We start from the raw sequence: 16,382 nt of genomic DNA on the forward strand, positions 1-16,382 counted from the left end.
GGCCCCTGTCCGAGACTCCAGAGCGGGTGCGCACAGTGACCGAGCGAAATCGCCGTCCACGTCCCGGAGACGGGCGGGCGGGGGCGCCGGACGAGGTGCGGCCGTGGCTTGGGGCACATTCGGCGTCCTCGTGACCGTGGCGGCGTGGTGGGCGTTCACCCACGCGGCCGCCGGCGGGTCCACGATGATCGCGGCTTTCCGCCCCGAGCAGCTGCCAGGTGCCGTCGGTTCGCTCCTGGAACGGGGAGTTGTGGTCCAGGACGCAGTCACGAGTCTGTGGCGCCTGCTCGGCGGTCTGTTGCTGGCGACGGCGATCGGCGTGCCGCTGGGACTGGTGATCGGTTCCTGGCAACGGGTGCGGTGGGCGAGCGCGCCCGTGGTGCAGTTCCTGCGGATGGTCTCGCCGCTGTCGTGGGCACCGGTGGCCGTGGCCCTGTTCGGAGTGGGCAGTGCGCCGGTGGTCTTCCTCGTGGCGGCCGCCGCCGTGTGGCCGATCACCCTGAACACCGCGGCGGGGGTCGCCGCGCTGGACCCGGCCCACCTCCGGGTGGCACGTACCCTGGGCGCAACACCGTTCGAGCGGCTGCTCACGGTGGTGTTTCCGAGCATCCGTCCTTACGTCATGACCGGGGTGCGCCTAGCGCTGGGCATCTCGTGGGTCGTGCTGGTGCCCGCGGAAATGCTTGGGGTCAGCACCGGGCTGGGCTACGAGATCCTCAACGCGAGGGACCGTCTGGCCTACGACGAGATGCTCGTGGTGATCCTCGTCATCGGGCTGCTCGGCATCGCGCTGGACGCCCTCGCCCAGTGGCTGCTGCGGGAACGGGTGGTGCGCACCTGAGGGGGTCGGCGACGTCGCCCCCGGTCACCGTCCGGAGCGCTGGCTGCTGAAACCTTCCGGGCTGAAGACCCCAGGGCCGAGAACCGGGGGGGCGAGTACGGGGGAGCTGTGCACAGCGGTTCAACCGCGCTGGTGCAGCTCCCACGCCAGGTCCAGCAGGTCCCGCGCGGAGTCCTCCCAGGTGTGCTCGCAGATCCGCTCCAACCCCGCGAGCACGCGTTCGTGGGCCACGGTGGGGTTCGTGAGTTCGCGCACCCGGGCGGCGAACGCGGCGTCGTCGTCCGCGGGAGCGTAGCCGGCGGCATCGCCGGCGACCTCGCGGAAGATCGGCAGGTCGGAGCAGACGACAGGCGCACCCTCGGCGAAGGCCTCCACGAGCGGCAGGCCGTAGCCCTCCGCGCGGGAGGCCGTGATCAGCGCGGCGCACGAGGACAGCAGCTCGCGGTACTGCTCCTCGCCCACTCCGCCGTGGAAGACCACGCGGGCCCCGGCCGGCACCTGGGCCTGAAGCTCGGCGCGGCGCGCGGGGGAGATGCGCGAGAGCAGGTGCAGGGTGCGCCCCGGGAGGTGGGCCATCGCCCGCAGCAGGGTCTCCACGTTCTTGTACGGCAGGAACGAGCCCATGTACACCAGGTCCGTGCCGCGGCGTGAAAGCCGCGCGAGCGCCTCGTCCTCGGGGACCCCCGCTGACGGCGCCGCGTTGGCAATCACGCGCACGTCCCGTTTCGTGAGGCGGTGCGCAAGGATCTGCTGCCGGGAGGTCTCGGAGACCGTGGCCACGGCGTCGGCGCGGTTGAGCGTGAGCCGCTGGGGCCACCAGGCCTTGTGGTACGCGCGCCAGCCCCACTGCACCGGCAAGGAAAGATCGCCCGGGGGCTGCGGGTGCTCGTAGTAGATCAGGTCGTGCAGCGTGAGGATCAGCTTGTGGCGGCGCCCCAGCGAGCCCATGGTCTGCATGGGGGAGAACACGACGTCGGGTGCGTACCGGCTCAGCAGGGCGCCCGTGAGCACCTCGGCCGGGGACGTAACGGACGGGCCCAGCAGCGTGGGCAGACCCTCGGAGATCAGGGCAGCCTGGGCGGGATCGCTGATCAGTGCGGCGAGGCGGACGCGCGGATCGGAGGCAACCGCCCGAGCCGTGGCGGCGAGCAGTTCGGCGCTGTAGCGGCTGATCCCATCGTGGTGATCGGTGCGGATGTAGCGGGCGTCGAAGAGCAGCTTCACCGTTCGTGGGTCCCGTAGAGTCCGCGCGCGGTGGCCTCTTTGGTGAGCTGGTGCTCACCGGAGCCGGGGTCCACCGCGGGGATCATCCCGGTGAGTTGGTCCGGGGTGGAGGCGGTCGTGTCCGCGTGGGGTAACTGGTCGTAGCCCTCGAGGGGTTCCGGCGCGGGGGACGCCAGGAAGTCTTCGATGTATTCCGCCGCGAGCTGCGGGGTCTCGTAGTGGATCAGGTGACCCACCCCGGGGATGATCTTGAGGCTGTGGCTGCGGATCCACGAGGCCATGGTGCGCTGCGAGTGCACGGAGCCCAATTCGTCCTGGTCGCCCACGATGAGCAGGGTGGGCATGGTCAGGTTCATCGCGACCTCCGCGACGGTGTGGGAGATCGACGCCTGATAGGCCTCGGTGAGCACGTCCCGGTTGGCGAAGGTGTTGAAGTAGGCCTGGTGCTGGCGCAGCGCGTAGTTGCGGATCCCCGGGTCCTCGGACTTGACCATCACGTCCGTCATGAGTTTCACGACGGCGTTTGAGGTCAGTAATTTGGTGCCCAGCCGCCGGGGGAGGGACGCGCCCGCGGAGTAGTAGAGCTCCGTGAGCTTGGTCAGCCGCTTCTGCTGTCCGGCCAGGGCGGGTTCTGAGATGGGGTTGAGCAGGATCAACCGTTCCACCATGGCGGGGTACTCCACGGCGAAGTGCGCGGCCAGGGTGGACCCGAAGGAGTGCCCCGCGAGCACGATGCCCGTCTCGCAGCCCGGATGGACGGCGTTATCGGTCAGTGCCTCGAGGAACTCGCGCACGAACTCCACGTAGCTGGGCACCGAGTGTTCTCGGTCAGGGAAGGGTTCCGAGCGTCCGAAACCGGGCAGGTCCGGTAGCACCACGTGGTATTTCTCGCGTAGGGCGGTCGCGATCAGCTGCAGACCGTGGTGGTCCCCGCGGAACCCGTGGAGCATCACGAGCAACGGTTTGTGCTTCTTGTCCGCGTCGTAGAACCAGTAGCGCACGCGGTACCCGTCCAATTGCACGCTGCGGCGTTCGGCGTAGGTGTTCTCCACGGGTCCTCCAGTCGTGCGGCGTCGGCGCATCCATGCTAGCCGGGAGAGGCGCGGTGGCGGGCTGGTCTAAACTGGGAGAAATCCCCACACGAGAACGGGGGACCAGGCTGTCACCGCGCCGGTACCGGGGCGAGCGAGCATTCCCGGCCCATCCCCGTGAACTTTGAAGGCGAGGCACGTGAGCGAGCACAGCACCCCGGATGCGGGCACGGACTACGACGTCCAGCGCATTGAGGCCACCTGGTCCGGCTACTGGGAGGACAACCGGGTCTTCGCGCCCCGGGACGACGGTTCCGCTCCGCGGCGTTACGTCCTGGACATGTTCCCCTATCCCTCGGGGGACCTGCATATGGGCCACGCGGAGGCGTTCGCCATGGGGGACGTCGTCTCCCGCTACTGGCTGCACCGCGGGTACGATGTGATGCACCCGATCGGCTGGGACTCCTTCGGCCTGCCGGCGGAGAACGCCGCCATCAAGCGTGACGCCCATCCCGCGGAGTGGACCTACCGCAACATCGACACCCAGCGCGCCTCGTTCAAGCGCTACGCGATCAGCGTGGACTGGGACCGGGAGATCCACACGTCCGACCCCGAGTACTACCGCTGGACGCAGTGGCTGTTCCTGCAGTTCTACAAGCACGGGTTGGCGTACCGGAAGGACTCCCCGGTCAACTGGTGCCCCAAGGACCAGACGGTGCTCGCCAACGAGCAAGTGGTCAACGGTGCGTGCGAGCGCTGCCACACCCCTGTGACCAAGAAGTCCCTGAACCAGTGGTATTTCAAGATCACCGACTACGCCCAGCGCTTGCTGGACGACATGGGTGAGCTGGAGGGCCACTGGCCCGAGCGCGTGCTGGCCATGCAGCGCAACTGGATCGGGCGTTCCGAGGGCGCGCACGTGAAGTTCGTGATCGAGGGCGCCCCCGCCGAGGGCGCGGACCCCGAGGACACCTCCGGGCGTACCGTCACCGTGTTCACGACCCGCCCGGACACCCTCCACGGCGCCACGTTCTGCGTGGTCGCCGCGGACGCCGCGATCGCCCAGGAGATCGTGGCCCCCGAACACGCCGACGCGCTCGCCGCGTACCGGGAGGACGTCAAGGCACTGTCGGACATCGAGCGTCAGGCCTCCGACCGGGAGAAGACCGGTGTGTTCCTGGGCCGCTACGCGGTCAACCCCCTCACGGGCGAGAAGCTGCCGGTGTGGGCCTCGGACTACGTCCTGGCTGATTACGGCACCGGCGTGATCATGGCGGTGCCCGCCCACGACCAGCGGGACCTGGACTTCGCCCGGGCCTTCGACCTGCCCGTGCGCGCGGTCCTGGACACCGGCGAGGAGGACCCCGCGAGCACGGGGGTCGCCACCACCGGTGACGGCACCCTGATCAACTCCGGACCGCTGAACGGGCTGTCCAAGGCGGAGGCGGTGGCCAAGGCCATCGAGATCGTCACTGAGGCCGGGACCGGCGAGCATCACGTGAACTTCCGACTGCGGGACTGGTTGCTGTCCCGGCAGCGGTTCTGGGGTGCACCCATTCCCATCGTGCACTGCCCCTCGTGCGGTGAAGTGCCCGTGCCCGAGGACCAGCTGCCCGTGCGGCTGCCCGAGGACCTGCGCGGTGAGCAACTCGCGCCCAAGGGCAGGAGCCCGCTCGCAGCGGCGTCGGACTGGGTCACCGTGGCGTGCCCCGCGTGCGGCGGGCAGGCCACGCGCGACACCGACACCATGGACACGTTCGTGGACTCCTCGTGGTACTACCTGCGCTACGCGTCCTCGCACGACGACGCTGCGCCGTTCGACCGCGCCGAGGTGGACCGGTGGCTACCCGTGGACCAGTACGTGGGCGGTGTGGAGCACGCGATCCTGCACCTGCTGTACTCGCGGTTCTTCACCAAGGCGCTCTACGACTTCGGGCTGGTGGGCTTCACCGAGCCGTTCAAGGCGCTGCTGAACCAGGGTCAGGTCCTCAACGGGGGCAAGGCCATGTCCAAGTCCTTGGGCAACGGCGTGGACCTGGGCGAGCAGCTGGACGAGTTCGGCGTGGACGCCGTGCGCCTGATCATGGTCTTCGCGTCACCGCCCGAGGACGACGTGGACTGGGCGGACGTGTCCCCGCAGGGCGCCCAGAAGTTCCTGGCCCGCGCGTGGCGCCTCGCGAAGGACAGCACGGCCGCCCGGGACGCGGACGTGACCACCGGGGACCAGGCGTTGCGCCGTGCGACCCACAAGACGGTCGCGGACGCCGAGCAGCTGCTCGAGGCGCACAAGTTCAACGTGGTGATCGCCCGGACCATGGAGCTCGTGAACACCGTGCGCAAGGCCATCGACGCGGGCTGCGGTCCGGCCGATCCCGCCGTGCGCGAGGCCACCGAGGCCGTGTCGATCCTGCTGAGCCTCGTGGCGCCGTACACCTCCGAGGACATGTGGCACCTGCTCGGGCACGAGGACTCCGTGGTGCGCGCCCCGTGGCCCACCGTGGACCCCGCGCTGCTCGTGGAGGACACCGTCACCGCGATCGTGCAGATCAAGGGCAAGGTCCGTGACCGGTTGCAGGTCCCCGCGGACATCACCGACGAGGACCTCGAGGCCGCGGCCATGGGATCGGAGGCCGTCCAGCGCCTGCTGTCCGAGGCCACGGTGCGCAAGGTCATCGTGCGCGCCCCCAAGCTCGTGAACATCGTGGTCTGATGTTCCCCCGCGAGCCCCGGAGCCCGTCCCCCCGTTCCACCGAGCGGGAGGGCGGGCTCCGCCCGTGCGGAGATGCGGCCTCTATGTCTGTCGGCGCGCCGTCAGCGTCCCCGTCTGCGTCCGCTTCCGCGTCCTCGGGGGACGACGACGCCGCGCCGCCCCGCGTCGCCGTCGTCACCGACAGCGCCGCCGCCCTGCCGGACTCCTGGCTGCGCGCGTTCGAGGACGCACCGGGCTTCGCGCTCGTGGACATGCCCGTGCTGATCTCCGGTCAGCTCTACACGGCCTGTGAATCCGACACCCTGTCCTCGCTCGTCGTTGCGCTCGCGGAGGGCACACCCGTGACCACGTCCCGGCCGGCCCCGGGGCAGCTGCGTGCCGCGTACCGGCGGTTCGAGGAGGAGGGGTACGACGCCATCGTCTCGGTGCACCTGTCGGGGGAGCTGTCCGGGACGGTGGGCGCCGCCCGGATTGCTCGCCAGGACATCGGGATCCCCGTGCGGATCGTCGACACCGCGAGCGCCGGTCTGGGGCAGGGTCTGGGGGTGCGCGCGGCACTACGGGCAGTGGCGTCGGGCGCGGGGATCGACGACGTCGCTGCGGCCGCCTGTGAGACCGCCGCCCAGGCACAGGTACTGATTCAGGTGCGCTCGCTGGAAACCATACGCCGGGGTGGACGGGTGAATCCGACCACGGCGATGGTCGGTTCCATGTTCCAGCTCAAACCACTGCTGAGCATGGCCGAAGGCAAGATCGTGACCGTGGAACGGCCGGTGTCCTTGTCGCGGGCTAAGGCGCGGTTCATGCTGCTGGCGGGGGAGGCTCTGGCCCACGCAGAGACCGACCGGCCGGTGTTGTGTATCCACCACGTCGCGGACCCGCACGGGGCGCGCGAGATCGGTGAGGTGCTCATGGATCGCTACCGCCCGGACGCGGAGCTCGTGATCAGTGACCTGCCCCCGGTGCTCAGCGCGCACGTGGGGCTCGGGACGAAGGCCGCGGTGATCGAGGGCCCCACGTCCCGGCCCGTGTGGCACGGCGGGCGGGCTGCACAACCGCACCCCTGATCCGCGTGTCGGCCGAGTAATCCACCGGTGGCGTCGCGCACCCACGAGCCCTGTCGCCCGTGCGGTGGGGTGGGCGCATGAGCGGAATCGATTTCAGGGGACGGCGCCGGTTCCGGGACAGTGAGGCCACGGAGCGGTTGACGGCGCTCTTGCGGGAAGACCGGCAGTCGGGTGCGGGGCTGCCATGGGCGGAGCCAGGACCCGATCGGAATGGTGATGTGGCTGGCCGTGGTGCGACGGGTCGCCGTGCTGCTGGCCATGATGAAGAGGGCGCCGATCTCGCTCCGGACGGTGGTGCTGAACCGGCCGACGACGCCGCCGATGGTGCCACCGGTCCATCGCTCAGTGCAGACCCGGTGTCCGAGCACTCCCGGCATCGCGAGGACGTCGTGGTCCGTCGGCACATTGCTCGCCCCGCGCTGGTAGCACTGTGCGCCGTGCTGTTGGTGGCCCTCGGGATCGGGGGCTGGAAGCTGCTCCCCGATGGACAGGGGGACGACGTCGTCACGTCCACTTCCGTGAAATCGCAGGGCGCCGTCGCCGGTACGGATGGCGCGGGGGCAGATGAGGGTTCCGACCGCGCTGACGCCGCCCGTGAGGGCACTGAAGTCACCGGCCGGGACGACACAGCACCTCACGGGGTGTCCGGATCCGCGGCGTCCTCAGGGCTCGTCGGGGGAGCCGGAGCCGGTTCAGCGGGCGGCGGTACCGCCTCCGCCGAAGAAGCCGGGGTGCTCACGGTCCACGTGATCGGGGAGGTCAAGGACCCATCCGTGGTGACGCTGTCCCCGGGTGCGCGCGTCATGGATGCGGTGGCGGCAGCCGGTGGATTCACGAAGGGTGCGGTGAAGGACCGGATCAACCTGGCGCAGCCCGTGAGTGACGGCGCCCAGATCACGATTCCCAATGCGGAGAACGTCGATCGGGTGGCCGAGGCTGCCGCGCAGGGCGGTTCCGTGAATGGCACCGGGACCGGTGCCCCGGCCGAAGGAGCAGCGAACAGCGCCAGCATTAAGACTGGAGTGAGCGGTAGTGCTTCCGAGGGTGGCGCGGCCACGGGAGGTTCATCGTCCGGATCAGGCGCTGCGGCTAAGGCGGGTGGTGCGGCCGCCCTGCCCGGCGGCGCCCCGGTCAACCTCAACACGGCCTCGCAAGCGGAGCTCGAGACCCTACCTCGCGTGGGACCGGTCCTCGCACAGCGGATCGTGGAGTTCCGCACCCAGCACGGCCCGTTCACCTCCGCGGAACAGCTCGACGACGTCAGCGGGGTGGGTCCCGCCATGCTGGAGGCACTGCTACCACTGGTCACGGTGTGAGCGTGCGATGGGACCTGCGCCTGGTCCCGGTTGCCATCACCGCGTGGGTGTGCGGATCGCTGACACTACTTGCCGAGTGGACCGTGGGGGCCGTGGGGGCTCTCGGCTGCGTGGTGGTCTTCGGCCTCGCGTGGTGCGCACCCGCTCTTCTCGACCGGTCTCGCATCCAGCGGGCGAACCGCGGGCCACGAGGGAAGACGCCCGCCTCGGCACAACGCAGCTGTCCGCCGGCCGGGCAGCCGAGCCGCGCGCGATCCTGGACGCATGCATCGGACGCGCACGGGGGTTCCTCCTCCCATGGATGCCCGCGGCCATCATCCAGTGAGTCCCGCGCCCGGATGAGGTCCCTCCCGCCCAGCCTGGCTGTTCTGGCGGGGGTCGTGGCGCTGAGTGCCGCCGCGGCCATCACGACGGCGCTCGCCGCCATCGCACCGTCCCGCGACTTCCTGACCGAGCATCCTCCCGGTTCCGTGGTCCGCGTCAACGCCACGGTCACCGGGACGCCCCGCGAATACACGGGCTCACCGGCGCCAGAGGAGCAGGAGGCATCGCGCGGCGTCGTCGTACCCCTGGCCGTCCACGCCGCGGACGGGAAGGCCGCAACCGCCGAACTCACGGTGTTCGCCGCCCACCCCAGGTGGGACGGCCTGCGCGACGGGGACACCGTCAACGCTGTGGTGAACGTGACGCGCACCGCGAACCCGGCGCGGCTCACTGCCCGGGCCACCTCCCCACCCACCGGATGCGATCACGGCTGCCGGGGAGCCCGGCACGGACTGCTGGACACCGTGCGCGCGAACCTGACCCGGGTGTCCGGACGGTTCGGTGCAGTGAGCGCCGGGTTGGTCCCCGGCATGACCGTGGGAGACACCTCCCAGCTGCCCGAGGCGCTGGCGCAGAGCATGAAGGACACCGGACTGACCCACCTCACGGCCGTCTCAGGGTCCAATTGCACCGTGGTGATGACCCTGACCGGGTACGCCGCCCTGACCCTGGGCGCGGGGCGGCGACTGTGCGTGGGTATCGGGCTCGCCGCGCTCGCCGGGTTCGTGCTGCTCGTGGGCCCCGATCCCTCCGTCCTGCGCGCCGGCGTCATGGGTGCACTCGGCGGGGCCGCCATGCTCAGCGGCCGCGCCGGCGTCAGCCTCAATGCCTTGTGCGCCGCCGTCACCGGCCTGGTGCTCGTGCAACCGCCCCTCGCCATCGATTTCGGCTTCATCCTCTCCGTCCTCGCGACCGCCGGCATCGTCGTGAGCGCCCGCCCCGTGACCCGCGTCCTCGCCTCCCGGATCCCCACAGCGCTCGCCGCGTGCATAGCCGTGCCCCTCGTCGCCCAACTGTGGTGCGGGCCCGCCCTGCTCGTGCTCAACCCCGCTCTGCCCCTGTACTCGCTGCCCGCCAACATGGCCGCCGCCCCTCTCGTTCCCGTGGTCACCGTCGCCGGTCTTCTTGCAGTATGCGTCCTGCTCGCGGGGCACCTGGCCTCACCCGCTCTGAGCTGGCTGCTCCCCGGCGCCCACGACGCCGCGGCGCTCGCCGGCTGGGAGCGCGCCGCCTCCCTGCCCGTGGGCGCCGCCTCGGTTCCCGCGCGGGTCATTGCGTGGCTCGCGGACGGTTTCGCCGCCCTGCCCGGCGCGCAGCTGCCCTGGCCGGGCGGTGTCCCGGGGATTGTCATCCTCACCGCGGTCACACTGCTGTTCCTCGGCATCCTGCACGGGGTGGACCACCGCCTGCGTCAGGCACCACCCATCGCGGGCACGGTCGACGCCTCATCGGCCCCGCCGCCCGAGCCCGATGCCGTATGGCGCGTTCGCGCGCGCAGGCTACGGGTACGACGTCGCGCGCTCGCGATGATCGCGTCCCTCGCGGTGGTCGTGTTGGTCGTCCTGGGTGCGGTGAGGTGGTTCCGACCGGCGCCCGCGTGGGAGTCCGTGGTGTGCGACGTCGGGCAGGGAGATGCCGTGCTGCACCGCACCGGGGAGCACAGCGCGGTGCTCGTGGATGGCGGGCCCGACCCCAGGGCTCTGCGTCGCTGTCTCGACCAGGCGGGCATCACGCACCTGGACGCGGTGATCGCCACGCACAACCACGACGACCACGTGGCCGGCCTGGAGGGGCTCTCCGATGCGGTGGATGTGGAGCGGGTGTGGTACTCCACGGCCGGGACGGAGCTACCACGCGAACTGGCACCGCTCGCGGAGAAGGCCGAGCAGCCTGCGCCCGGGGCACGACTAACCGCCGGACCGCTCACGGTCGAGGTACTCGCCCCGCGGGTCACTCCTACTGCAACGGGCGGAACCCCGCGCGCTCCCGTGCACAGCCGGGTGAGTTCGGAGGACGAGAACAATGCGTCCCTCGTCCTGCTCATCACCCGCACCGCTGACCAGGGGACCACCACCTGGTTGACCGCGGGGGACCTCGAAGCCGATGGGTACCGAGCGGCCACCAGGCTCCTGCCAACAGCAGCCGCCCCACACGCAGATGTGTTGAAGGTCTCCCACCACGGCGCGCGCAACGGTGGGACCGACATCATCAGGGACTCAGATCCCGCCCTGGCGGTGATCTCGGTGGGGGAGGGCAACAGCTACGGCCATCCCCACCCCGCAACCGTGGCGGCCCTGCAGGAGACCGGGGCGGCGGTGGCGCGCACGGACCTCAGCGGTTCGTTGTGGATCCGCAAGGAAGGGAATCAGCTCGTGGTCTCGACACGGTGACCGCGCGTCAAGCCACTGGGTGCACCGGGTTCGTCGCGTGTGGCTCACGTTTCTTGTTCCAATGCCTCACCCGTCCACACCGGGCCACGGCATGTCCCCACCCGGCGCTAGCATGAGGACCACAGCGGCGCCCTCCCATGCCGCGCGCACCTGAGGAGTTCCGATGCCCCCAGCCCGTCGCAAGGCCGCCGCGCCGCCGCAGACCTCGTGGCGGGACGTCACCCCGCAGCCGCTCGTGCTGGCCTCCGGCTCCGACGAGTACATCCTGCAGCGCATCAAGGACTCCCTGCGGGACCAGACCCGGGAGCAGCGCGGGTCGTGCGAGGTCACGGACGTCTCCGCCGCCGACTACGAGACCGGGAGCTTGGCCGTGGTCACGAGCCCCTCCCTGTTCGACGATCCCAAACTCGTGTGCGTCCACGACCTCGCGAGCATGCACGAGAACCTCCTCGCGGACGGCCTGTCGTACGTGGCCAACCCGGACCCGGACGTGACCGTGCTGTGGGAGCACTCCGGGGGTAACCGCGGCAAGAAACTACTGGACGCTCTCAAGGAGTCGGCGCTCGTCCTCGATTGCACGCCGCCCAAATCGGACCGCGACAAGACGGCCTTCGTCCTAGCCGAGTTCCGCGCGCACGGCAAACGCATCGAGCCGGACGCCGCCCGCGCCCTCGCCGCGGCCGTGGGCACGAGCACCGCGGAGCTCGCCGCCGCGTGCGCGCAGTTGATTGCGGACGGCCCGCTCACGGTGGATCACGACCTCGTGGAGAAGTACTACGGCGGGCGCGTGGAGGTCACCGCGTTCCGCGTCGCGGACGCCGCGGTGGCCGGTAACGCGGATCAGGCCCTGAAGCTGTGGCGGCAAGCCGTGGACGTGGGAGTGGACCCGGTCCCCATGGTCGCCGCGCTGGGCTCCAAGATGCGGTTGATCGCGCTGACCGCAGGATCCCGCGGGGGAGCGGGAGCACTTGCGCGGGACGTGGGCGCGGCACCGTGGCAAGTGGAGCGCGCGCAGAACGAGGCCCGCCGGTTCACCGCCGGGGACGTGGCCGCCGCCCTGCAGGCCGTGGCCGAGGCCGACGCCCAGGTCAAGGGTGCGTCCCGGTCCCCGTACTTCGCGGTGGAGCGGGCGATCACCGTGATCGCGACGTCCGGCCACCACTGAGGGGCCATCTCTGAGGGCCACCAGTGCGATCCCGGAAGACCCGGGGAAAGACTGCGGGCCCGGCACCGAGAAACGGTGCCGGGCCCGCAGGCGTCCTGTGCGGACGGGGTCAGTCGATTCAGATCTTGGCGACCTTCTTGGCCAGACCGGACTTCTTGTTGGCCGCGGTGTTCTTGTGCAGCACACCCTTGGACACGGCCTTATCGAGCTTGCGGGACGCGTTGCGCAGCGTCTCGGTCGCAGCTTCCTTGTTGCCGGACTCGACCGCGGCGTCCACCTTGCGGATCAGGGTCTTGAGCTCGGACTTGTAAGAGTTGTTGCGCAGGCGAGCCTTCTCGTTGGTGAGGATGCGCTTCTTCTGCGACTTGATGTTGGCCACGTAAAACTCCTAGAACGTTTGCGGAAGTAGGTCAGTGAGGGCTCACGGATGATCATCGACTGAGTTGTGAGAGTGGGGATGCTCGGTGGCAACCATCCGCTGTGCCCGACGACCAGCGCGGACACACAGCGATCCACTTTAGCAGATCACCGGCCGCGGCGCCGGTCAGTGGCGGGCGCGGGCGGCGAGCTCCGCGGCCACCGCGTCGAAGCGTGAGCGGGCGAGCACCGCGCCCTCCCGGCGCACGTCCTCGGGGCGCACGGGGATGATCCGGTCGATCCGGGCCTCGGACGGGCGACCCGAGCGGTCCCAGTCGCCGGTTCCCACGTCCACGAAGTCGGGATCGTCGTGGGCCGCGGTGTCGTGGTCCTTGGAGGTGAGCATCACGCACAGCACGTACTCCCCGGCGCGGTCCACGATCAGCACGGGACGGTCCTTGCCGCGTGAGTGGTCCTCCTCGTAGGGTACCCAGGTCCACACGACCTCGCCCGGATCGGGGCGACCATCCGGGTGGGGGTCGTAGTGCGGGGTCACCGGCCCCGTCCAGTCACCGGGGTAGAGCCGGGAGGTGCCGGCGGGCGACGTCGTCGTCCCCGGCGCGGCGGCCCGATCGCGGCGCGCGTGCCCGGAGGCGTCCCGGGGCAACGGCGCGCGGCCGGCGTCCCGCCGCCCGCGCAGGGTCCGCGAGACCCGCTGGTACATCCGGTAGGCCCGCAGGCCCTGGCGCGCGAGGCGCATGAAGTCAGCCATGTGCTCATCGTAGGGGCAGCGGTTCGTCCGTTGCCGCGGAACGTGGGAAACTGGGGAGTCATCCGATCGAAAGGACCGCCCGTGTCACCGTTGGCCGTCAATCCACCGGTTCCCGCCTCGACCGACCCCTCGGTGATCAGGAACTTCTGCATCATCGCCCACATCGACCACGGCAAGTCCACCCTCGCGGACCGGATGCTGCAGGCCACGGGCGTGGTGACGCCCCGGCAGATGAAGGCCCAGTACCTGGACCGCATGGACATCGAACGCGAACGCGGGATCACCATCAAGTCCCAGGCGGTGCGGATGCCGTGGAACGTGGACGGCACGGACTACGCGCTGAACATGATCGACACGCCCGGGCACGTGGACTTCACGTACGAGGTCTCCCGGTCCCTGGCCGCGTGCGAGGCCACGATCCTGCTCGTGGACGCCGCCCAGGGGATCGAGGCGCAGACGCTGGCCAACCTGTACCTCGCGATCGAGAACGACCTCACGATCATCCCGGTGCTCAACAAGATCGACCTGCCGGCCGCGCAGCCGGAGAAGTACGCTACTGAACTCGCCAATCTGATCGGCGTGGAACCCGAGGACGTGCTCAAGGTCTCGGGCAAGACCGGTGAGGGCGTCGAGGAGCTGCTGGACACGATCGTGCGCCAGGTCCCGGCGCCCCAGGGGGTCAAGGACGCGCCGTCGCGTGCCATGATCTTCGACTCGGTGTACGACACCTACCGCGGCGTGGTGACCTATGTGCGCGTGGTGGACGGGACGCTGTCCCCGCGAGAGCGGATCCAGATGATGTCCACCGGGGCCACCCATGAGCTGCTCGAACTCGGTGTGATCTCCCCGGAGCCGGTGCCCTCGCAGGGGCTGAGCGTGGGGGAGGTGGGCTATCTGATCACGGGCGTGAAGGACGTCCGCCAGTCCCGCGTGGGTGACACGGTCACGAGCCAGACCAAGCCCGCGCAGCAGTCCCTGGGTGGGTACGAGGACCCCAAGCCCATGGTGTTCTCGGGACTGTTCCCCGTGGAGGGTTCGGACTACCCCGTGCTGCGGGACGCCCTCGAGAAGCTCCAGCTCAACGATGCCGCCCTGGTGTACGAACCCGAGACTTCCGCCGCGTTGGGCTTCGGCTTCCGTTGCGGTTTCCTGGGGCTGCTGCACCTGGAGATCACCCGCGACCGACTCGAACGCGAATTCAACCTGGACCTGATCTCCACCGCGCCGTCCGTGTCCTACAACGTGACGCTCGAGGACAACTCGGAGGAGCAGGTTACTAACCCGTCCGAGTTCCCGGAGGGACGGATCCTGGAGATCCGCGAACCCATGGTCTCGGCCACCATCCTGGTGCCGTCCGAGTTCATCGGCGCGGTCATGGAACTGTGCCAGTCCAAGCGCGGTGAGATGAAGGGGATGGACTACCTCTCCGAGGACCGCGTGGAGCTGCGCTACCGGTTGCCGCTCGCGGAGATCGTCTTCGACTTCTTCGACCAGCTCAAGTCCAAGACCCGGGGCTACGCGTCCCTGGACTGGAAGGCGGACGGCGAGCAGGCCGCGGATCTCGTGAAGGTGGACATCCTCCTGCAGGGCGAGCAGGTGGACGCGTTCAGCGCGATCACCCACAAGGACAAGGCGTACTCGTACGGCGTGCTCATGACGGGCAAGCTGCAGAAGCTCATCCCGCGCCAGCAGTACGAGGTCCCCATCCAGGCCGCGATCGGTTCCCGGATCATCGCGCGCGAGAACATCCGCGCGATCCGTAAGGACGTGCTCTCCAAGTGCTACGGCGGTGACATCTCCCGTAAGCGCAAGCTGCTCGAGAAACAGAAGGAGGGCAAGAAGCGCATGAAGATGGTGGGCCGCGTGGAGGTCCCCCAGGAGGCCTTCGTGGCCGCGCTGTCCTCGGACGAGGACACCGGGAAGGACAAGAAGAAGTAATGCCCGCCCAACCGGAGGGTAATCCCGCACCCCGGGACGGCGCGCTCCCCGCGGCGTCGGTCGCCCGTGCCACCGATCGCACCCTGAGCCTGTACGTCCACGTCCCGTTCTGCGCGGTGCGCTGCGGGTACTGCGACTTCAACACCTACACCATGGACCAGCTCGGGGACGGCGTCTCCCAGCGCGACTACCACGCCGACGCCGCCGCGGAGGTCCGCTTCGCCCGGTCCGTGCTCGACGCCGCCGGGGCACCGCCGCGCGCGCTGCACAGCGTGTTCTTCGGCGGGGGTACGCCCACCCTTCTGCCCGCCCGGGAGCTCGCGCACATGCTCGAGCAGGCCAGGGAGAGCTTCGGGCTGGCCCCGGACGCCGAGGTCACCGTGGAGGCCAACCCCGACTCGGTGAGCGAGGAGACGTTCGACGTGCTCGCCGCGGCCGGGGTTACCCGGGTGTCCTTCGGGATGCAGTCCGCGGTGCCCCACGTGCTGCGCGTGCTGGAACGCACGCACACGCCGGCGAACGTCCCGCGCGCCGTCGGCTGGGCCAAGGACCGCGGACTGGGCGCGAGCGTGGACCTGATCTACGGTACACCGGGGGAGAGCGTGGCCGACTGGCGCACCTCGTTGGAGGCCGCGCTGGCCATGGACCCCGACCACGTCTCCGCGTACTCCCTGATCATCGAGGACGGCACCAAGCTGGCCGCCCAGATCCGCCGCGGTGAGGTGCCGGACGTGGATCCGGACGACCAGGCGGAGAAGTACACGCTCGCGGACGCGCTGCTGCGCGAGGCCGGGTTCGAGTGGTACGAGGTGTCCAACTGGTCCCGCGCGGCCCACGGGCGCAGCGCGGTGCAGAACCGCAGCGTGCACAACCTCGCGTACTGGCGCAATCAGGACTGGTGGGGGATCGGCCCGGGGGCGCACTCACACAGTGACGGCGTGCGCTGGTGGAATCTCAAGCACCCGTTGCCCTACACGGCCGCCGTGCGCCGGGGTGACTCACCGGCCGTGGGCCGCGAGACCTTGGATGGCGAGACGCAGTACGTGGAACACGTGATGCTCGGGATCAGGATCCGTGAGGGAATCCCGCTCGAGGGGCTGCGCCCGGAGGGGCGGCACGCGGTCGCCGGATTGATCGCCGACGGCTGGCTGGACGGCGCCGCCGCCCTCCGCGGGTCCGCGGTCCTCACGGACGCGGGGCGTCTGATGGCCGACGCCGTGACGCGCCGCTTGCTCGACTGGTGACCG

12 protein-coding genes are annotated in these 16,382 nt (G+C 70.0%); 8 read left to right on the forward strand and 4 right to left on the reverse strand.

What is annotated here, in order from left to right; all coding sequences use genetic code 11:
* The first annotated feature begins 103 nt into the window (after positions 1-103).
* Positions 104-841 carry an ABC transporter permease gene (locus IE157_RS06440; protein ID WP_229566321.1) on the forward strand — a complete coding sequence of 246 codons (738 nt, stop codon included), beginning with the start codon at positions 104-106 and terminating at the stop codon, positions 839-841.
* Positions 842-961: 120 nt separating this feature from the next.
* Here IE157_RS06440 and IE157_RS06445 read toward each other — a convergent pair whose 3' ends face one another.
* Together IE157_RS06445 and IE157_RS06450 are read right to left on the reverse strand one after the other, a co-directional pair.
* Complete coding sequence (locus tag IE157_RS06445) at positions 962-2,065, reverse strand: glycosyltransferase family 4 protein (RefSeq protein ID WP_098053469.1); 1,104 nt, start codon at positions 2,063-2,065, stop codon at positions 962-964.
* Positions 2,062-3,117, reverse strand: a complete 1,056-nt coding sequence (locus tag IE157_RS06450) for an alpha/beta fold hydrolase (RefSeq protein ID WP_098053468.1) — start codon at positions 3,115-3,117, stop codon at positions 2,062-2,064. The genes IE157_RS06445 and IE157_RS06450 overlap by 4 nt, the downstream gene beginning before the upstream one ends.
* A gap of 178 nt (positions 3,118-3,295) precedes the next feature.
* Between IE157_RS06450 and leuS the strand changes: the two genes are divergently transcribed.
* The 5 genes from leuS to holA all read left to right on the forward strand — a co-directional run bounded on the left by leuS (position 3,296) and on the right by holA (position 12,068).
* Complete coding sequence (leuS, locus tag IE157_RS06455) at positions 3,296-5,806, forward strand: leucine--tRNA ligase (protein WP_193519473.1); 2,511 nt, start codon at positions 3,296-3,298, stop codon at positions 5,804-5,806.
* An 83-nt stretch (positions 5,807-5,889) separates the two neighbouring features.
* The gene (locus IE157_RS06460) at positions 5,890-6,873 is read left to right on the forward strand and encodes a DegV family protein (protein ID WP_318281357.1); all 984 of its coding nucleotides are present in this window, start codon (positions 5,890-5,892) and stop codon (positions 6,871-6,873) included.
* 356 nt (positions 6,874-7,229) lie between these two features.
* Positions 7,230-8,189, forward strand: a complete 960-nt coding sequence (locus IE157_RS06465; protein ID WP_318281358.1) for a ComEA family DNA-binding protein — start codon at positions 7,230-7,232, stop codon at positions 8,187-8,189.
* Positions 8,190-8,527: 338 nt separating this feature from the next.
* On the forward strand, positions 8,528-10,903 hold the full coding sequence (locus IE157_RS06470) for a ComEC/Rec2 family competence protein (RefSeq protein ID WP_193519476.1): 2,376 nt from the start codon (positions 8,528-8,530) through the stop codon (positions 10,901-10,903).
* A 163-nt stretch (positions 10,904-11,066) separates the two neighbouring features.
* Positions 11,067-12,068: a DNA polymerase III subunit delta gene (gene holA / locus IE157_RS06475; RefSeq protein ID WP_064845861.1), complete on the forward strand. Its 1,002-nt coding sequence runs from the start codon at positions 11,067-11,069 to the stop codon at positions 12,066-12,068.
* Between the two features lie 118 nt (positions 12,069-12,186).
* Here the strand turns inward: holA and rpsT are convergent, their stop codons facing one another.
* A complete protein-coding gene (gene rpsT, locus IE157_RS06480; protein ID WP_035961892.1) occupies positions 12,187-12,447 on the reverse strand; it encodes a 30S ribosomal protein S20 in 261 nt (86 codons plus the stop codon).
* Positions 12,448-12,612: 165 nt separating this feature from the next.
* Positions 12,613-13,197 carry a type II toxin-antitoxin system PemK/MazF family toxin gene (locus tag IE157_RS06485; RefSeq protein WP_064845860.1) on the reverse strand — a complete coding sequence of 195 codons (585 nt, stop codon included), beginning with the start codon at positions 13,195-13,197 and terminating at the stop codon, positions 12,613-12,615.
* Between the two features lie 81 nt (positions 13,198-13,278).
* Here IE157_RS06485 and lepA point away from each other — a divergent pair, with 81 nt between their 5' ends.
* Positions 13,279-15,135 (forward strand): translation elongation factor 4, encoded by a 1,857-nt coding sequence (lepA, locus tag IE157_RS06490; RefSeq protein WP_064845859.1) that lies wholly within the window; start codon positions 13,279-13,281, stop codon positions 15,133-15,135.
* Positions 15,135-16,379: a radical SAM family heme chaperone HemW gene (gene hemW, locus IE157_RS06495; RefSeq protein ID WP_193519477.1), complete on the forward strand. Its 1,245-nt coding sequence runs from the start codon at positions 15,135-15,137 to the stop codon at positions 16,377-16,379. Before lepA ends, hemW begins: the two co-directional genes overlap by 1 nt.
* The last annotated feature ends 3 nt before the right edge of the window (positions 16,380-16,382 follow it).

It is taken from the genome of Kocuria marina (assembly GCA_014652975.1).
Classification (GTDB): domain Bacteria; phylum Actinomycetota; class Actinomycetes; order Actinomycetales; family Micrococcaceae; genus Kocuria; species Kocuria marina.

Bases quoted from the DNA above. Each gene is read 5' to 3' on its own strand.
- IE157_RS06460 (WP_318281357.1), top strand. From the start codon at position 5,890: ATGTCTGTCGGCGCGCCGTCAGCGTCCCCGTCTGCGTCCGCTTCCGCG.
- IE157_RS06485 (WP_064845860.1), bottom strand. From the start codon at position 13,197: ATGGCTGACTTCATGCGCCTCGCGCGCCAGGGCCTGCGGGCCTACCGG.
- IE157_RS06470 (WP_193519476.1), top strand. From the start codon at position 8,528: ATGAGGTCCCTCCCGCCCAGCCTGGCTGTTCTGGCGGGGGTCGTGGCG.
- hemW (WP_193519477.1), top strand. From the start codon at position 15,135: ATGCCCGCCCAACCGGAGGGTAATCCCGCACCCCGGGACGGCGCGCTC.
- holA (WP_064845861.1), top strand. From the start codon at position 11,067: ATGCCCCCAGCCCGTCGCAAGGCCGCCGCGCCGCCGCAGACCTCGTGG.